Here is a 17,537-nt window from a genome sequence, read left to right on the forward strand (position 1 = left end):
AGTTGACTCCTGTTAGGATTTGGACTTACACTGTAAGTATGTCAACAAAATTTATTTACTGGGTTTCCTATTTTTTAAAATAGGTTATAGCGATATTTAGGATAAAGAAAGTTTGTTTATGGTAAAAAAGAAAACAGAGAAACCAAATAAAAGCCCACTAAAAACAAATTTAAAAAAGAGGAATGCCCTATCGAAACATTTGGTTCTAATGACAGCAATCCAGTTGGCGGATGAGTCCGGTTTAGAAGAATTATCAATGAGAAGTTTGGCCTTACGTCTTGGTGTTGAAGCAATGTCATTGTACAATCACGTAAAAAATAAAGATGAACTTTTGGATGGAATGGTAGATTTAGTAGTCTCGCAAATCACTTTACCGAAGATAGGCGGTGACTGGAAAAAAGAAATGAAAAAGAGGGCAAGATCTGCCAGGGAGATTTTAAATTTACATCCTTGGTCACCAATGTTGATTGTATCCCGGATCAATATAGGACCTGCTATGTTAACTTATTTTGATGCTACGCTTGGTTGCCTTCATTCTGCCGGATTTTCATTGCCTATGGCAGACCATATTATCAATGCGATCGATAGTCATATCTATGGATATATATTACAAGAGTTGAATTTCCCCATTGATCCCAAAGAATACTCCAAGGTTGCTGAAGGTTATTTGACAAGTTTGGAGAAAAGTCCCTTCCTTAATTTGATTAGTTTAACAAAAAAAGTTGTGTCTGGAAAATACAATGGTCTTCATGATTTTGAATTTGGTTTGGATTTAATTTTGAATGGTCTTTCTCCGCAAATGAATGTTGCGAAAGTCTATAGAAAGAAAAAATAAAAACCCCGGTAAAAAAAACCGGGGAAAACAATCTGTTTCAGAAAAAGCAAATTAAATGGCAAACACACTCTGGAAAGTAAAGTAACTTGAGTTTGGTTTGAAATCGTACCGATGGTATGGATCGGTTTCGTGTGGATTATTTTTTTGATTTCGAATTGCATCTCCCGCATATAAAGAACTTGCACCAAACCAAAAGGAAACATTTTCGAATGGTGTGACGATATAGATAAGATTAATTTCTGTGGCCACATGCCTTCCTAACTTTGGTCGGTTCTGATTATATGCTTCAGTATTATAGTAATCTTCAGTCGACGCGGTTTCCCCTGTTGCTTTACTTCCTGCAACATAGTTATTGTTATCATAATAACCATCTTGGAGTTTTACTTTATAATACCAGTGTGGGTTAATAATAAATACTCCCCACTTTGCAGATTCATATTTAATGTGAACGGAATAGTCTTTGATGTTTTGCCAGAAAACCATTCCCGAATTTCCGTTTCCTGAGAATGGCATCCCACCTCCGGCCATTCGTCTTGTTGCAAAGAGTGGGTTGTACGTCGCAACACTTCCATCATTTCTATTGGGGTCCCCAGAAGCTTGGACATATTGTACGCCAATTCGAAATTCTTTTACAGGTGTGTAACCTAACTGAACGGCAACGATATTTGCTTTGTATTGAACTCGGGATGATAAAGGAGGGGGTTCTCCGGTTTTTTTATCCGTTGTATATGTTCCTGTTTGGTTTAGCCAATCTGGCGATACTCTTTCTCCATTAAATCCTGTTTGCCATGCAGCTTCTACCATCCAGTCAATTCCTGTTTCACTTGCGATTGTATTATTTTTAGTCCTGTTGGTAAGTCGAAATCCAGAAGTGTTGAGTTGGTCTGGACCTCGGTAATAAATTTCGGATCCATAGTTTGCAGTTGTACTGGTTGCTTTCTGTTTTTGTTTGTATAAAGTAAAATTATAAACCTCAATTCCTAACCATTCCCATGGTTTATACCCATAATGAGCACCATAATAAGAAGCATTTCCTGTCCCACCAAGTCTTGTCGAATTGTTAGATACCATACTGTTGGCGTTATTTTCTGAACTAATGATTGCACCAAAAAAATCTAAACTTTGTTTTTGGATGTTAAATGTTGTTCGCACAGCATCAAAAGAGTTACCGTTCAAACTATCATTTCTAGATCCCAGAATTCTTCCGTCTCCATAGTCCAGAATTTGGCGACCCGTACGAACTCGGAACATTTGGTTGGTCGTTTTTAAATCAACAAAGGCTTCGCGAATGCCAGTATAATTGTTTAAAGCAACTTCCTTTTGTTTGGTGGTATCAACTAGAGTTCCACCATTTGGGATCACACCAAATTTTTGATCTGCAGCTCCACTTGTAATTTCTCCACCCCAAAGGCGTACATCCTGCATGGTTATTTTAAATAAAACATTAGGAGTTAAATCCCCAATAATATAAAACTGAGTTTGGTTGCTCACCGTATTCCGATTGTCAGGTGTGGACCTGTCAAAGTCTGTATTATAAAGTGAATCTGCTTTTGGTCGAATGCCAAATCCAACACGGAAACGATCGGCAAACCAAAGGTTAGTGTTTTCTTGCATCGCCTTTCTTTGTTTTGCGGTAACTTGTAAACTTTTTAAGTATTCTCCGGATAAATTTCCTTTCATCGGACTCACGTATTCAACTGGTTCTTCCGGCAAAGCAGGGGGTTGTGGTGGTGGCGTTGGCGGAGGCGGTGGAGTTTCGGGCACTTCTTTTTTAGTGGGAGTGATGAACTGTGCTTCCAAAGGTATGGTAAAGGATGTTAAAAAAATCCCCAACCATAAGAGACCAATGATCATTCGATGATTGCCTGCGTACATTTGATACCACCTCTGTTTTTCAGCCAGTGGATATAGTTTGTAACAACATTCAAATCTTATATTTTTTGATGGGTAGGAATCTTAGGATTTGTCATAGGAATCAAATAAAAATTTGGAAAGAAATTATTGTCCAAGTTGGCGCCATCCTTCATGGCCTAATTTTTTCATCGTTTTTCGATTGTTTTCAAAAATACTGTCAATATTTGGATGTGTGTCAACGATTCGACTGATGGAATCTTCACGTAACAGATGTAATATAGGATATGGAGATCGTCCAACAAAATTAGTTATGTCGTCTATGTGTTGATCAGCAAACTGAAAATGAGGATGGAAGTTTGCGATTTGTATGATCCCTTCTAAATTCAATTGGCGAAGGAGGCGGTCCGTCTCATCTAAAAAATCATTTTGATCAAGAAAATCATCCAAAACATAAGGATGGATGAGGAGGGTAGTTTCAACCAGAAGAGGATCACTCGAAACAATGGTATTTAATTCTGATTTTAGATCGGCTAAAAGTTCTTTGTTGTTTTGAGAATGGCTGATCGTATAACGAATTGTATTGGATGAAAAACTAGGTTTTGCAAAAGGACAAAGGTTAAGCCCTATCACTGCTTTTTGAATCCATTCTTTTGTTTTGAATAAAATCTCATCTGCAGTCTCTGAATGCTTTGGTTGTTTTTCCAATTTGTATCCTTTTATTTCTGATTCTTTGTTGATTTCAGAAAACCGATCATTAAAAACAAGCCAATTGTTCAAGATTCGGATTTTGTTAGTGATTATTTGATTTACGAAGTGACCCTGGGTCAGAAGATTTCAAATATCTCTTCTTATGAATGCCAACACTACAATAGAATTGACTCAATTTCTTTTTGAAATGACAACAAAGTCGGAGCGCGAGTGGTTAGAAAACAAAACAAAAACCAATGTTTTGGATTTAATGACTGCGTTTGTTGCAGCACCTCGGTTTTTATCAAAAAAAAATATTTCTTATGATGATAAAGTAAAAGGAAACTTAATTCCACATTTGCCTGGGTACCAAGTTGACGGGTGGAGCCTTGTTCATTTAGCGAGAGTTTGGTTGTTGTTGCAAATTCCTCAAGATCCAAAAGAAGATTGTATAAAAAATATTGAAACTCTTTTTGATACAGCCGAATTAAATGAATTGGTTGCTTTATATTCCGCCCTGCCTCTTCTTCCTTATCCTTGGGAATGGCTATCACGAGCAACAGATGCAGTTCGTTCAAATATGGGTTTTGTATTTGATGCTATATCTCTTTTAAATCCTTATCCTGAATTATATTTTCCTGAATCTGCTTGGAACCAACTTGTATTAAAAACTATTTTTAACAGAAAACCAATCCATTTGATTTATGGATTAGATCGACGTAAAAATAAGGAATTGGCTATTTCGATTTCTGATTTTATCGATGAACGATTTGCTGCTGGGAGAAAAATCCCTCCGCAAATTTTGCGACTCCTCACACCGTTTTCAAATGAGGAACATTCTTCTACTCTTATTCGTATGTTTGCATCTGAAGAAAGTGGAGAGAAAGAAGCAGCAGCTCTTGTCTGTTTTGAATCCAAAGAACCTAAACTTCGCTCTTTACTAGCAAACCATCCAGAATTAGAATTATCAATACAAAACGGAGAATTGGATTGGTCTAAACTAGAGTCCATCCCTTAAAAAATCAATGTGCCAAAATCCAAACGAACCAAAAAAAAATCCTTCTCATTTTGAATCTATAGAACATTCCGAAGATACTCCAACCCATAGGGATTTGTTATGGGAAGATTATGAGAACCTGATCCAAGGGATGCGATTTTTTGATCCTCATATCCATATGGTATCGCGGACAACTGATGACTACCAAATGATGGCAAAGGCCGGGATCGTTGCCATCATTGAGCCAGCATTTTGGGTGGGCCAACCAAGGACTGGACTTTCTAGTTTTAAAGACTATTATAGCAGTCTTGTTGGTTGGGAAAGATTTCGATCTTCTCAATTTGGTATCAAACACTACTGCACAATGGGATTAAATTCTCGAGAAGCAAATAACGAACGTCTTGCGGAAGAGGTGATGGAAATTTTGCCTTTGTTTGCTTTTAAAGAAGGTGTCGTAGGAATTGGAGAGATTGGTTTTGACGACCAAACAGTTTTAGAAGAAAAGTATTATCGCCTCCAATTGGAACTTGCAAAAAAAGCTAAGTTACCCGTACAAATTCATACCCCGCATCGAGATAAAAAAAGAGGAACAGAAAGAAGTATGTCGATTGCCATCGAACATGGTTTAGATCCTTCTTGGGTTGTGGTGGATCATAATAATGAAGAAACCGTTAAGTCAGTGTTAGACCAAGGATTTTGGGCTGCCTTTACCATTTATCCATTTACTAAAATGGGAAATGAAAGAATGGTTTCTGTCGTTGAAAAATATGGACCAGAAAGGATCATGATTAATTCAAGTGCCGATTGGGGAATTTCAGATCCCCTTGCAATTCCAAAAACTGCTGCTCTTATGATGCAAAGAGGAATTCCAAAGGATGTGATCCGGATGGTCACTTACCAGAATGCCATTGATGCTTTTGCAAAAAGTGGACAGATTGATGTAAAAGATTTTGATTTAGAATTTTCGCCTGATCCTAATGCAAAATTTCATGGTAACTCTGTCCTTAGGGGTGGCCAACAACCAGTGATCAATAAAAACTCTTTGTTTATCCAATAAATGAATTTAAAAGCTTACTTAACTTTACTGAGACCGGCAAATGTAATCACAGCTTTGGCTGATATACTTGCAGGTATGGCCATTGTGGGTTTTGTTTGGAAGGACAATACTCCTATTTTTCTTTTTCTTTCCACCATATGTCTGTATGGTGGAGGTGTTGTATTAAACGATTATTTTGATGTAGTGATCGATACGAAGGAAAGACCGGAACGTCCCATTCCCAGTGGTAAGGTTTCTAAACATTCAGCTTTACTGTTCGGTAATATCCTACTAGGACTTGGTCTTTTATTTTCTTTTTTATATCAAACACAAAGTGGATGGATTGTTTGTTTTATTATTTTGGCAATTCTTACTTACAACCGTTTTGCGAAACACCATCCGGTTTTAGGTCCAGTGGTTATGGGGCTTTGTCGTGGTGGTAATTTGGTTTTAGGAATGAGTTTGGTAACAAATATTGAATCCAACCGACTTTTCCTTTCTCTTTTCCCAATTCTTTATATTGCAGCAATCACGATGATTAGTCGAGATGAAGTCCATGGTGGAAAAAAAACTAACTTAGTGCTTGCTGGTGTCTTGTATTTGATTGTGATTTTTTCGCAATTGGCACTTTCTTTTTTCTTAGGAAATTTTTATTATAGTTTTCCTTTTGGACTTTTGCATTTGGGAATGATTTTCCCTCCTCTAGTCGCGGCCTACAAAAATCCAATTGGACCAAATATTGGTAAGGCGGTAAAAATGGGCGTAATATCCCTTATCATTTTAAATACATCTTTTGCTTCCAGTTTTGGATTTGTTTTTGTCGCTTTTTTGATTCTTTGTTTGTTGCCGGTTTCTTTGTTGTTGGCAAAATATTTTTCGGTTACCTGAAAATTGAATATGTTTGAAAGTTTATATCCTTCTCTTTCTTCTGAGTTCCAAGTTAAATTTCGTTATACAGTTCAGTTTACGAAAAAAATTTTTCATCCAGAAAATCCTACTTTGTCTCGATTTTTCATTTCTGAACAGAACCTAGGAACTACAAAAAAGGCTTTAGTTGTTTTAGATGAAGGTTTACTTTTCCATTTCCCAAATTTAGTTTTTGAAATTCGCAGTTATTTTCAGGATTTGGATCAAGTAGTTCAACTAACGAGTGATATAATGGTGGTTCCTGGTGGTGAAAGTTGTAAAAACAATCCAAAAATTTGGGAATCTTTAGTTGATGCCGTGGACCAGTTTGGGATTGATCGCCATTCTTATATCATCGCCATCGGTGGAGGTGCCATTCTCGACTTAGTTGGTTATGTGGCAGCTGTATCACATAGAGGAATCCGATTGGTCCGAATTCCTAGTACAGTTTTATCACAAAATGATTCGGGAGTAGGAGTTAAAAATAGCATCAACTACCAAGGTAAAAAAAACTTCCTTGGAACTTTTGCACCACCAGTAGCCGTGTTTAATGATCTCAGTTTTTTAGAAAGTTTAGATGATCGGGATTGGCGGTCAGGAATGGCTGAGGCAATCAAAGTTGCTTTGATCAAAGATCCTATTTTTTTTGAATGGATTGAATCGAATGCTGTAAACTTAAAGAATCGAAATTTAGATACAATGTCGTATTTAATCCATCGTTGTGCAAAACTACATATGGACCATATTGCAAATGGTGATCCATTTGAATTTGGTTCTTCTCGGCCCCTTGATTTTGGACATTGGGCAGCCCATAAATTAGAATACTTAACTGAGTTTTCATTGCGGCATGGTGAAGCTGTTGCTATTGGAATGGCTTTGGATACTGTGTATTCCTATCAGAATCAACTTTTACCAAAGGAAAGTAGGGATCGAATCCTGCTTTTATTGAAACAACTAGGATTTGCAATATATCATCCCAAATTATCCGAGAATAAAAAAGAAAATTTATATTTAGGATTGCGAGAGTTCCAAGAACATCTTGGAGGTAAGCTCACCATTATGTTGTTATGTGGTATTGGAATCAGTAAGGAGGTTCACGAAATGGATTCAAAAACTTTGGCTGATTCTGTAAACTTCCTGGAAGAATACACATGAAGACAAAATACGGCCATTTGACCTATTGTTCCAATATTCATCCTGGAGAATCCTGGTCCGATCATTTTTTACACCTAAAATCTCACTTACCTGGAATACACAAATCCGTTTCCCCTGATGCACCAATGGGATTGGGGTTACGTTTAAGCAATGAAGCTTCCTTGGAGTTGATGGACTCTAAGGTTATGGCTGAATGGAAAGAGTGGTTAAACAAAGAGGGGATTTATGTTTTTTTAATCAACGGGTTTCCGTATGGCGGCTTTCATGAAACCGTTGTTAAAGAAAATGTTTATCGACCAGATTGGGCAACGAAAGAAAGGTTTGATTACACTCTTCGTTTGTTTTCTATCCTCTCCGAATTATTGCCCGAAGGAATGGAAGGAGGAGTTTCTACACCTCCATTGTCTTATTTTTATTTTGATTCAAATGAATCCTTGCGTAAAGAAAGGATTTTATCGGCAACTGAACAAATCGTAAATGTGGCAATACATCTGATCCAAATGAAATTGGATCATGGCCAAAAATTACATTTGGATATAGAGCCGGAACCGGATGGAATTTTAGGAAACGTACAACTTTGGGTAGAATGGTTTTTGTCTGATTTTCTTCCAATGGTTGTACCAAGAATCCAGATGATGTTAGGTGTGGATCAGAAAGCTGCTGAACAAATGGCCAAAGATCATATTCGCATTTGTTTGGATGCCTGTCATGCTGCAGTAAGTTTTGAAGATAACAAAAGTATTTTATCCTTACTCGCTAAACATTCTATTCAAGTTGGAAGGATTCAAATTAGTTCAGCTTTAAAAATAAATTTTTCAAACGAAACAAATTCATTACTAGACTTGGTTTCTAGTTTTGACGAGCCGACGTATCTCCACCAAGTGCTCATCCAATCGAAAGACAGTACATTGGAATCTTTTCCTGATTTACCACAAGCAATCCAAAATGGGAAAAAACAATTTGTTGAATGGAGGATACATTTTCACGTTCCTGTATTTTTAGAATCCTACGGGCACCTTTCTTCCACACAAAAGGAAGTATTAGAACTTTTAAATCTACAGAAACAAACTATATTCACCAAAGCTTTGGAAGTAGAAACCTACACATGGGGAGTTTTACCAAAGGAAACACAAATCCCAGTTTCAGAATCGATTATTCGTGAATTGCAGTGGGTACAATCTGTTTTAGAAGATAAAAATAAGTGAGAAATTTTTAAAATGAAACAATCAAAAAACAAAGTATTCCAAAAAACAATTGTCATTGATGTTGTCGGACTTAGCAGTCATTTGGTGGGAGAGTTCACACCTTTTTTAAAAAAATTTCTGGACCAAAGAAGAACTCTCCTCATCGAGCCTATGTTACCTGCCGTAACCACAAGTGTCCAGTCTACTTACCTAACAGGAAAATTACCTAGTGAACACGGCATTGTTGGAAATGGATGGTATGACCAAGAGGATGCAGAAATTAAATTTTGGAAACAATCCAATCATTTAGTTGCTGCAGAAAAAATTTGGGATAGAGCCAAAAAAATAGACCCGAACTTCACTTGTTCTAAAATGTTTTGGTGGTACAATATGTACTCTAGTGCCGATTATTCTGTGACCCCAAGACCACAATACCATGCTGATGGAGTCAAAGCACCTGATTGTTATTCGCATCCACCGGAACTTCGTGAAGAACTCCAATCCACTTTTGGTCAATTCCCTCTATTCAACTTTTGGGGGCCGAATGCAAATATCAAATCGACCCAATGGATCGCCGATGCAACTATCTATGTTGATAAAAAATATAATCCTAATTTAACCCTTGTATATCTTCCGCATCTAGATTATTGTCTTCAAAAATTTGGTCCCGATTTTTCTAAGATTCAGAATGAACTTTTGGAAATTGATTCTGTATTAAAACAGTTAATCGAATATTATGAATCACAAAAAACTAAAATTGTTTTGCTTTCTGAATATGGAATTACACCAGTCAATCACCCCATCCATATCAACAGAATTTTAAGAGAGAATGGTTATCTTTCAGTTCGAAAAGAAAGGTGGTATGAACTTTTAGATCCCGGTGCATCCAAAGCTTTTGCTGTATCCGATCACCAAATATCTCATATATATTGTAATGATCCAACAAACAAAAAACAGATCATGGAAATTTTGAGTAAGGTCTCCGGCATTAAACTTATTTTAGATAAAAAAAGTCAAAAAAAATACGGAATAGACCACAAACGCTCTGGAGATATTGTGTTGGTTGCCGATTCTGAATCCTGGTTTACATATTACTACTGGTTAGATGAAAGGAAAGCTCCAGATTATGCTCGTTTGGTGGATATTCATCGAAAACCGGGATATGATCCTTGCGAAATGTTTATGGATCCAAAAAATCCAATGATTAAACTTAAGGCGGGGCTGAAATTACTCCGCAAAAAACTGGGATTTCGATACCTAATGGATGTCATCCCTTTGGACGCGAGTTTGGTTAAGGGCTCTCATGGGGCCTTGCACCAGAAAAAGGAATTTTACCCTATTTTTTCCTCAAACAAATTATATCCCCAAAAAGAAATTTCTGCTACTAAAGTGTACGATTTGATTTGGGATCAGATGACTTCAGAGATTTAAGTGTTTGACTCGTATCCTTCGGAAACATTATTTTTAACCCAGTGTCTGTAGAAGAAATCAAAGTTGTTAATTATTCCAAAGGTGCTGCCATTGTTGTGCAGAATTCCATTAATACAGGAAACTTTTTTATTGTCAGGTCTGGCCGTGTGTCCGTTGATTCCGAGCACATTGTGGTGGATCATGAGCTTGCTTTTTACGAAGCAGGAGATAGTTTTGGACTCGTCTCCGCTCTCACAGAACATCGGTTTTTAGTGACTTTGTTTGCTGACACAGATGTAGAACTAGTACAAATTCCTATCCGACTTCTCGGCTCCTATCTCAAAGAAAGAAAAGAACTCGCAATGAAAATTTTGGGTTTGTATTCAAGAGAACTCAGAACCTTACAAAAACATCTTTCCAAAGCAAATAAACCAGCCGATCGTGATTACCATCCTGAACGTTTGGTGCTCAATGCTCGGACTTACCTTTCTTGGCAAAAACCAAATTTAGCTGCTTATTCCCTACAGACGTTTATCAAATGGTCAAAAGAAAATAACTCAACAGAGAATTTATCAGAAGCCACTGAATTACTCAGATCCATTGGATCCAATTACAAACCTTTTGTTTGGGAAAGTATGCAGGCCAATTTAGAAGCCGGCGAGATTCTGTTTGTCGAAAGTGAAAAAAATAACGAAATCTATGTTGTGTTAGAAGGGAATGTCAAACTATTCAGCATTGTTCGTGGGTATGAGTATGTAATCGATGTGTTGGGGCCTGGTGAAATTTTTGGGGAGATGTCATTGATTGACAATGCCCCCCGAATGGCCTCGGCCATTACGGAAACAAAAAGTAAAATACTTCGTGTTACTGCAGAAAACCTCTTTGAATCTGTGGGACCATCCTTATTACAAAAAATCTTTGAGAGTATTGCCAGAAGGATATGGTTTTCGCACCAACGTTTGGTGATCCTTCGGTTAAAAACACCCGTGATTCGACTTTATGCCTATTTGTATAATTCGATTCGAGACCAGGACATTCGTTTGGGTAGAACTTTAGATGAAAGCCTTGCCAATGCTCATACCATTTACATCCAAATGGAAGAACTTTGTAATATGTGCGGGATCATCAAAGTCAAACAGGACACCATCCAAGAATTTTTGTCCGACACAAATCTTGTGATTGAACCGAGTCGTATCACGATCAAAAGCCGCAAACGTTTGGAAGAAAAATTGGGACATTATAAATCAAAAGAGGGGCAGATTGTCGCTTAAGGAACCAGGGGGGAGTCTAAATTTTCCTGGTTTTGGGGTCAGGTCAAAAACCGCGTAGATCATTTTTCTAACATTCAAAAATTTGTAATGATTTTTTTTTCCGCTATGTTCTAGTTCGGTGATGAAAAAGTTTCTCGTGTATTCTCTCGGGGCGTTCTACATAACAGCTGGCATCAATCATTTTTTCTCTCCCGAATTTTATTTGGAAATGATGCCTGACTACCTACCTTTTCATGAACTATTGAATGTTACGAGTGGACTTGCAGAAATCACCTTGGGATCCCTTGTTCTTTATGAAAGGATGCGGAAGATGGCAAGTTATGGAATTATCTTACTTCTTTTGGCGATTTATCCTGCCAATATCAATATGTTGTTAACTGCATTGGAAGGCAAAGATTATGGCGTTCCAATCTGGGCTTTGTATGCACGATTACCATTTCAGTTTTTGTTTATTTATTGGGCATGGCTTGTGCGAGAATACAAATGGTCTAGTGAATCTACTGAATCAATGTAAGTTAGGTGAAGGTAATCCGAAGATCGTTCTTTTGATTTTTTAGTGGATGAATTGAGCAGGTAGTATTAGCTGGAGCATTAGGAGTTTATGTTTTTTTAATGGAATCTCCTGTTTGGATTTTAAATAGTAAAAATGATAAAAGAGCCGAAGAAAAAATTGCAAGAGAACACTAAAAAAGGAGGCCAGTGGACTTTTCTCTCTAACCATGCTCATGTTTTGATTTGTTTGAGCAAAGACCCTGAAATTCGGTTGAAGGATGTAGCAACTCTTGTTGGCATCACCGAGAGAGCAGTGCAAGCAATTGTTAAGGATTTGGTTGAAGCTGAAATTTTAGAAAAAAGCAAAGATGGAAGAAGAAACCAATACATCATCCAAACCGAACAAAAACTACGACATCCTTTAGAAGCCAATCATTCCATTTTGGAATTACTTAGGTTAGGTAAATAACGAAAGAAAGTTACCAATTTTTTGTTATAGGCTCTTTTCTAATTCTTTTACTTTCGCAACAATCCATTCGTTTTTTGGAACTTGAATCCTATAGTTGTTTGCAATTTTTACAACTTCACCATTGATAAAGTCAATTTCTGTTTTTCGCCCATGATCTAAATCTTGGACCATCGAAGTACGAATTTTATAATACTTTAGGCCAAGTAAAATTAGTATTAGATGGCGTATCCATGTAGGCATAGCACCTTTTCCACCGCCTAATTTTTGTATTGGAAAAGATCCTGGAACTACTTGTTCTTCAATCTTTAGATGATTCATCAGTGATTTAATTTCTGTCACAGTATCTAATGCATCGATTCTTGAATTTTTATTTAGAAACAACTGACCTAAACTCAACTGTTTGGATGCTGCCAATCCGTTGATGATGGAATTGATTGCAAGTTTATGCCAACGATAACCAGTAATTTGGTCTGTTCGTATTATAGGGATATGTGGAGGAAGTAGTTGGTTCCAGATGGGTTCTGGTTTTGGAACTCCTCCGATAATGAGACTTCCTACATTTGATTGGTAATAAGTTCCATCGGCTAAGGTTTGTGTATTCCAACCAACAACTCCACCGAGTATTTTATTTTGATAGGATTCAAAATGACCTTCTGGAATTCCATTTTGAATGAGAATCCATTTCCCTTCTTGCTTCAAAAATGATTTGGTTTCTTCTAAATATTCTGGAAGATTCTGATTTTTGCATCCAATGAAAATATAATCAAATGAATCATTACAATCATGAATATTCGTTAGGTGTTCATTTAAATCAATTGAAACAATGTGGCCTTGAGGTCCTTTGAACCTAATTGGATTCTCACTTAAAAATTGAAATCTGCTTTCGTTACGACAAAGAATTTTAAATGGAATGGAATTTTGATAAAGAGCATGGATGATGGTAGCTGTAACGGAACCGATCCCGCTAATGGCTATGGAAGGATGTTTCGTTTGCATATCGCTCTGAACAAACAAAAAAGGGAAAGTTATTTCCCTCTGAGTGTAATGACAAGTTTAACGTTCTCTAATTTTTTACCTGTCTTTCTAAAATAACTTTCCTTCAATTCATCCAAAACTTTTGACTCAAGTCCTTCGTCCATCTCTACGTCAGTGATCTCGCCAGTTTCTTCATTGAGGGCATGATGGTGAGGGCCAATGTTGGAATCAAAATGTGTCACACCACTTTTTAGTTCCAAAGTTCCTAACATTCCTTTTTCTGCGAAGAGTTTGAGATTGTTGAAAATGGTAGCTCGCGATGCATGTGGAAAATGGGAATTCACCAAATGGAATACTTCTTCTGCAAAAAGATGTTGGTGCCGCTCTAGGAGCAAATGTGCCATTTCCAATCTCTGCGAAGTGGGGCGAATCCCATGAGATTCGAGGAGTTCCTTGGTTTTTTGGTAACTTAAATCCATCTCAGTTTCACCTTCTCTGGATGCTTTTTTTTGTCAATAATTAGACTAAGTCTAAAAAATCATTTGCTAGGAATGAGTTTTATTTTAGATCGAATCTAATCAAAATGTTTTCTGGAAGGTAAGTCGGTGCATAAGGAAACCCATGTTATTTTGTGAACAGATGGAATGGGTTAGTCTGGAGAAGAACAATGTCCGAAGTGACGGAGTGCTTAAAGATTTACAGAATCGACTATGAGGAGGGTTCTCTGGGCTTTGCTGGGTTCATTCTGCAACCATCTACCGGTGAGAAGCGATCTTTTCACAGTTACTGCAAAAGGAAAGTCACTTACCTTTTTGACTGAGGGAAGAAATCCATTCCCTAACAAAAGAAAACCCATCATCCACTTGTGCCTTGCTTCCATAGATTCCATTGTCTCTTATTCCTCACCTAACTAATGCAGGTGACGATTTTCTCCATATCAAAATGAAACTTGCTGGGTCCAAAAAAATCCTTGCACTTCGGAAAGGTTCGGGTTCAATCCTTTCGGTGTTCTACCGAGATTCTAAAAAACATCGGAATTGCCATCCAATGAGATATTTGTTTCTTCTCCTTTTTTTCTTTGTGTATCCTCTCGGAGCAGAAGTAATTTCCTTGGAATCCGGTTGGACCTTCCAAGAAGAAGGTAAAAAAGAAATTAATCCTGTGTTAGTTGGTGTTCCCCTAGTAAAACAAGGATACAACGTTCCCTTGCGGGGAAAATATCGACTAAAGATTTCTGTTCCAACTTTTCCTGAGTTTTCACAGGCAATCTATATGGACCGGGTACATTCTGCGGATCAAACTTTTTGGAATGGAGTTCCCATTGGCACAACGGGGAGTTTTTCGCCAGAATATTATCCATATTGGTATAAAGTTCGTTACTATGAGATTCCAAATTCTCTCTTGAAGCAGGGTGAAAATGAATTGGTTGTGGATATTGAATGTCGTGAAACACAGTTTAGGTGTGGTATCTTTCGATCAATTCCCTATTTTGGGACCCAAGACGAAATCAAAGATAAAATGGTTTTTGAGGATGTGAACCAAATCCTCATTGGTGCTTTATTTTTTGGGATTTTTTTACAACAGGCTATCGGTTATGCTTTGAATCGATCCTCAAAATCCGGATTGTATTTAGCGGGTACAGCTATCTTCTTTGTGGGTTGGAGATTGCCTTCTATCAATAAGATTCATTTTTTATTGATCCATCCGGAGATTCTTGTAAGACTTTTGTTTTTTTGCCAGTTTATATTTCCCGTCTTTATCATGTTATTTGTTCATACTCTTTTTGATCGACGGATTACTAAACTTGCAGTCATAACTTTCTTTTTAGACACAGTCCTTGCTTTCACACAACTGTTTTCGATGGAACCTGATCATCGATTTTATTTAGTTTATATTTGGTATTTTTTACTTGCTGTTAAGGTTCCAATCCTAATCCAGCTACTGGTTCGAAATTATAAAAAAACAGCGGAAGCCGTAGTTGTATCCTTGGGGGCACTGGTAGCAACTTTTTTTGGAATTGCAGATGTCCTTACAGATTTGATAACTGGGAAAAATGCTTACCTAACTCAATATGGAATTTTAACATTTTTATTCGCCGGTGTACTTGCCATTGCTCTACAAAGTGCTAGGACGAGAAGGGAACTTCGAAATCTGAATGAATCACTTGAAATGCTTATCACCTTGCGCACACAAGAACTACATAAACAATATAAGTTGTTACATGATGATTTGGTGATGGCTGCAGGATTACAAGCTAAACTGATCCCTCCTATGGAATTTAAACACCATACACTCAGTGTTGCTTCTGTATTTATGCCAATGGAAAAAATTGGTGGAGATTATTTTGATTATTATATTCACGAAGACGGCTCCATAACATTTTTGTTATGTGACGTTCTTGGACATGGGATTGCTGCTGCATTGATCGCTAGTATGTTAAAGGTCAATTTTTTAGAGATTGCTCCGAAAGTAAAAGATCCCTCTAACTTTTTGTTAGAGTTAAACATGAAAATGTTGCCAGTAGTCGAAAAAAATTATATCACTGCCGTTGTTAGTCATTTTGATTTAAAACATTCCATTTTAAAATATTCGGTGATGGGACATCCGAGTCCTTATTCCATGAATGTTGTTTCTAATTCCTTAACACCGCTAGGGGGAAGGGGGCCGATTATGGGTTGGAAAAAAGATGTCCTCGTGGAAACATTTTCTCACCAACTTTCATCAGGGGATCGTTTCTTTTTTTATACCGATGGGATTACGGAAAGCCAAAATAAAAATAGGGAATTGTACGGAGAATCAAGGTTAAGAGAACAATTAGTGGGTGGGTTCCATCTTTCCCTTTCCGAATTAAACGAAAAAATTAAGAAGGATATTCGGAATTTCGCATTTCGTTTGTCAGATGACGTAACATACTTTACGATCGATATTAAATGAAAACTTTCTTGGATCGATTGGGAGTATTTCGGTTACTCAATTTAGGGGTGGCTGAATATTTGGGTTTAGAAACTTCCGTTCGTATTCAACTTTCCAATTTGGTTGCCATTTTGGGAATTTTTTCAAATATCGAATATTCCATTTTTTTTGCAATCGCAGGTGCTCCCCATTATCTGGTCATGAATGTCATTCATGTCCTTGTTATCTGTTCTTTAATTTATGTTTTGTATCTAAATACGAGGGGAAGGTATTTTTTTTCTCGAATTCTCCTGGTGTTTACAATTTCAGTTCCGTTGTTTTGTGTTTCCACAATTAGTTTTGGAACATCCGGTGGGTTTTACTATTATTTTCTAATGTTTGCCATTGTGCCATTTGTGATTTTTTCATACGATGAGAAGGGTTGGATTTTTTTTGTATTCCTTATGAATACAAGCTTTTATATCTGGTTTGAGTTTTTTGGCAGTCCAGGTATGTTCGAAAAAGGAACATTATTATATTATAAAGAAGTTCAGGATTTGTTTCGTATCAATTCGGTTGTATCTTGTTTATCTTTTGTAGCTTTGTTTATGTTTTATTTTTTAAGAAATATCAATCGAATCCAAAAGGAAATGGAAAGGATCAATGATCATAAAGATCGTATTTTTTCTATCCTTGCACATGATTTGAAAGGACCAATTGGTACGATTAGTACGTATTTAGGTTATATAACAAAATCATTGCCAGAGAGAGAAGAACTTCTTTTTGGTTTAACGGAGCTGAAAAAAAGTACAAACCAAACGTATTTGGTTTTGGAAAACTTATTGGACTGGGTTAGGAATGAAACGCAAAAAACGCAATGTAATCCCAAAAATTTAAATCTCAATTCAATTTTAAAAAATGCGCTAGATCTACTCAATATTCAAGCAAAAGACAAAGGTATCACTTGGGAAACAAAAGTTTCAGAAGATCATTTTGTGTATTGCGATGAACGAATGACAGCAACTGTCTTACGCAATATATTGTCCAATGCGATAAAATATTCTCACCCGAATAGTAAGGTTTCAATTGAAACTGAAAAAAACTCCGATTGTATCGAAATACGCTTTCAAGATTCCGGTGTGGGTATGGGGCCTGATCTACTTGCCAAGATCCTTGAAGGGAAACGATTCGATTCAGGTTTTGGAACAGCTGGGGAAAAAGGAACAGGTCTCGGTTTGCTTGTCTGTAAAGAGTTACTTGCGGAACAAGGTGGAACCCTAAAGGTCAGCAGTAAACTTACAAAAGGGACAAAAATTAGCATTCAACTTCCCCTTGCCGATTAAAATTATTTCTTTTTTTTAATCATTTAGTCCA

16 protein-coding genes are annotated in these 17,537 nt (G+C 37.0%); 12 read left to right on the plus strand and 4 right to left on the minus strand.

The annotated features are described in order from the left end of the window. Positions 1 to 118 precede the first annotated feature (118 nt). On the plus strand, positions 119 to 835 hold the full coding sequence (locus tag EHR01_RS11125; protein ID WP_135694859.1) for a TetR/AcrR family transcriptional regulator: 717 nt from the start codon (positions 119 to 121) through the stop codon (positions 833 to 835). A 51-nt stretch (positions 836 to 886) separates the two neighbouring features. Here EHR01_RS11125 and EHR01_RS11130 read toward each other — a convergent pair whose 3' ends face one another. Further along, positions 887 to 2,710: an alginate export family protein gene (locus EHR01_RS11130; RefSeq protein WP_135694860.1), complete on the minus strand. Its 1,824-nt coding sequence runs from the start codon at positions 2,708 to 2,710 to the stop codon at positions 887 to 889. Between the two features lie 123 nt (positions 2,711 to 2,833). After that, on the minus strand, positions 2,834 to 3,466 hold the full coding sequence (locus tag EHR01_RS11135; protein ID WP_244310088.1) for a DUF1415 domain-containing protein: 633 nt from the start codon (positions 3,464 to 3,466) through the stop codon (positions 2,834 to 2,836). A 73-nt stretch (positions 3,467 to 3,539) separates the two neighbouring features. Between EHR01_RS11135 and EHR01_RS11140 the strand changes: the two genes are divergently transcribed. The 9 genes from EHR01_RS11140 to EHR01_RS11180 all read left to right on the plus strand — a co-directional run bounded on the left by EHR01_RS11140 (position 3,540) and on the right by EHR01_RS11180 (position 12,296). Then, positions 3,540 to 4,394 (plus strand): EboA domain-containing protein, encoded by an 855-nt coding sequence (locus tag EHR01_RS11140; protein WP_135694861.1) that lies wholly within the window; start codon positions 3,540 to 3,542, stop codon positions 4,392 to 4,394. A gap of 7 nt (positions 4,395 to 4,401) precedes the next feature. After that, a complete protein-coding gene (locus EHR01_RS11145; RefSeq protein WP_135694862.1) occupies positions 4,402 to 5,430 on the plus strand; it encodes a TatD family hydrolase in 1,029 nt (342 codons plus the stop codon). Next, the gene (eboC, locus tag EHR01_RS11150) at positions 5,431 to 6,297 is read left to right on the plus strand and encodes a UbiA-like protein EboC (RefSeq protein ID WP_135694863.1); all 867 of its coding nucleotides are present in this window, start codon (positions 5,431 to 5,433) and stop codon (positions 6,295 to 6,297) included. A gap of 9 nt (positions 6,298 to 6,306) precedes the next feature. Next, positions 6,307 to 7,470 carry a 3-dehydroquinate synthase gene (locus EHR01_RS11155; protein ID WP_135694864.1) on the plus strand — a complete coding sequence of 388 codons (1,164 nt, stop codon included), beginning with the start codon at positions 6,307 to 6,309 and terminating at the stop codon, positions 7,468 to 7,470. Beyond that, a complete protein-coding gene (gene eboE, locus EHR01_RS11160; RefSeq protein WP_135694865.1) occupies positions 7,467 to 8,675 on the plus strand; it encodes a metabolite traffic protein EboE in 1,209 nt (402 codons plus the stop codon). Before EHR01_RS11155 ends, eboE begins: the two co-directional genes overlap by 4 nt. Before the next feature lie 12 nt (positions 8,676 to 8,687). After that, positions 8,688 to 10,085, plus strand: a complete 1,398-nt coding sequence (locus tag EHR01_RS11165) for an alkaline phosphatase family protein (protein ID WP_135694866.1) — start codon at positions 8,688 to 8,690, stop codon at positions 10,083 to 10,085. Positions 10,086 to 10,126: 41 nt separating this feature from the next. Then, on the plus strand, positions 10,127 to 11,335 hold the full coding sequence (locus tag EHR01_RS11170) for a Crp/Fnr family transcriptional regulator (protein ID WP_135694867.1): 1,209 nt from the start codon (positions 10,127 to 10,129) through the stop codon (positions 11,333 to 11,335). A 121-nt stretch (positions 11,336 to 11,456) separates the two neighbouring features. Continuing rightward, on the plus strand, positions 11,457 to 11,849 hold the full coding sequence (locus EHR01_RS11175; RefSeq protein ID WP_208721767.1) for a DoxX family protein: 393 nt from the start codon (positions 11,457 to 11,459) through the stop codon (positions 11,847 to 11,849). 132 nt (positions 11,850 to 11,981) lie between these two features. After that, positions 11,982 to 12,296, plus strand: coding sequence for a winged helix-turn-helix domain-containing protein (locus EHR01_RS11180; RefSeq protein ID WP_135694869.1), 315 nt, complete (start codon positions 11,982 to 11,984; stop codon positions 12,294 to 12,296). A gap of 24 nt (positions 12,297 to 12,320) precedes the next feature. On the opposite strand, the gene EHR01_RS11185 is transcribed toward EHR01_RS11180, so the two are convergent. Together EHR01_RS11185 and perRA are read right to left on the minus strand one after the other, a co-directional pair. After that, on the minus strand, positions 12,321 to 13,292 hold the full coding sequence (locus EHR01_RS11185; protein ID WP_135694870.1) for a ketopantoate reductase family protein: 972 nt from the start codon (positions 13,290 to 13,292) through the stop codon (positions 12,321 to 12,323). A 29-nt stretch (positions 13,293 to 13,321) separates the two neighbouring features. Beyond that, a complete protein-coding gene (gene perRA, locus EHR01_RS11190) occupies positions 13,322 to 13,750 on the minus strand; it encodes a peroxide-responsive transcriptional repressor PerRA (protein ID WP_135694871.1) in 429 nt (142 codons plus the stop codon). Positions 13,751 to 14,318: 568 nt separating this feature from the next. Here perRA and EHR01_RS11195 point away from each other — a divergent pair. Next, a complete protein-coding gene (locus EHR01_RS11195; protein ID WP_135694872.1) occupies positions 14,319 to 16,205 on the plus strand; it encodes a PP2C family protein-serine/threonine phosphatase in 1,887 nt (628 codons plus the stop codon). Then, the gene (locus EHR01_RS11200; protein WP_135694873.1) at positions 16,202 to 17,506 is read left to right on the plus strand and encodes a sensor histidine kinase; all 1,305 of its coding nucleotides are present in this window, start codon (positions 16,202 to 16,204) and stop codon (positions 17,504 to 17,506) included. The genes EHR01_RS11195 and EHR01_RS11200 overlap by 4 nt, the downstream gene beginning before the upstream one ends. Positions 17,507 to 17,537 lie beyond the last annotated feature (31 nt).

The sequence above is a fragment of the Leptospira mtsangambouensis genome, from assembly GCF_004770475.1.
GTDB classification, from domain to species: domain Bacteria; phylum Spirochaetota; class Leptospiria; order Leptospirales; family Leptospiraceae; genus Leptospira_A; species Leptospira_A mtsangambouensis.

Bases quoted from the DNA above. Each gene is read 5' to 3' on its own strand.
- eboC (WP_135694863.1), top strand. From the start codon at position 5,431: ATGAATTTAAAAGCTTACTTAACTTTACTGAGACCGGCAAATGTAATC.
- EHR01_RS11200 (WP_135694873.1), top strand. From the start codon at position 16,202: ATGAAAACTTTCTTGGATCGATTGGGAGTATTTCGGTTACTCAATTTA.
- EHR01_RS11130 (WP_135694860.1), bottom strand. From the start codon at position 2,710: ATGTACGCAGGCAATCATCGAATGATCATTGGTCTCTTATGGTTGGGG.
- EHR01_RS11145 (WP_135694862.1), top strand. From the start codon at position 4,402: ATGTGCCAAAATCCAAACGAACCAAAAAAAAATCCTTCTCATTTTGAA.
- eboE (WP_135694865.1), top strand. From the start codon at position 7,467: ATGAAGACAAAATACGGCCATTTGACCTATTGTTCCAATATTCATCCT.
- EHR01_RS11140 (WP_135694861.1), top strand. From the start codon at position 3,540: ATGAATGCCAACACTACAATAGAATTGACTCAATTTCTTTTTGAAATG.
- EHR01_RS11155 (WP_135694864.1), top strand. From the start codon at position 6,307: ATGTTTGAAAGTTTATATCCTTCTCTTTCTTCTGAGTTCCAAGTTAAA.
- EHR01_RS11195 (WP_135694872.1), top strand. From the start codon at position 14,319: ATGAGATATTTGTTTCTTCTCCTTTTTTTCTTTGTGTATCCTCTCGGA.
- EHR01_RS11175 (WP_208721767.1), top strand. From the start codon at position 11,457: ATGAAAAAGTTTCTCGTGTATTCTCTCGGGGCGTTCTACATAACAGCT.
- EHR01_RS11180 (WP_135694869.1), top strand. From the start codon at position 11,982: ATGATAAAAGAGCCGAAGAAAAAATTGCAAGAGAACACTAAAAAAGGA.
- perRA (WP_135694871.1), bottom strand. From the start codon at position 13,750: ATGGATTTAAGTTACCAAAAAACCAAGGAACTCCTCGAATCTCATGGG.
- EHR01_RS11125 (WP_135694859.1), top strand. From the start codon at position 119: ATGGTAAAAAAGAAAACAGAGAAACCAAATAAAAGCCCACTAAAAACA.
- EHR01_RS11165 (WP_135694866.1), top strand. From the start codon at position 8,688: ATGAAACAATCAAAAAACAAAGTATTCCAAAAAACAATTGTCATTGAT.
- EHR01_RS11185 (WP_135694870.1), bottom strand. From the start codon at position 13,292: ATGCAAACGAAACATCCTTCCATAGCCATTAGCGGGATCGGTTCCGTT.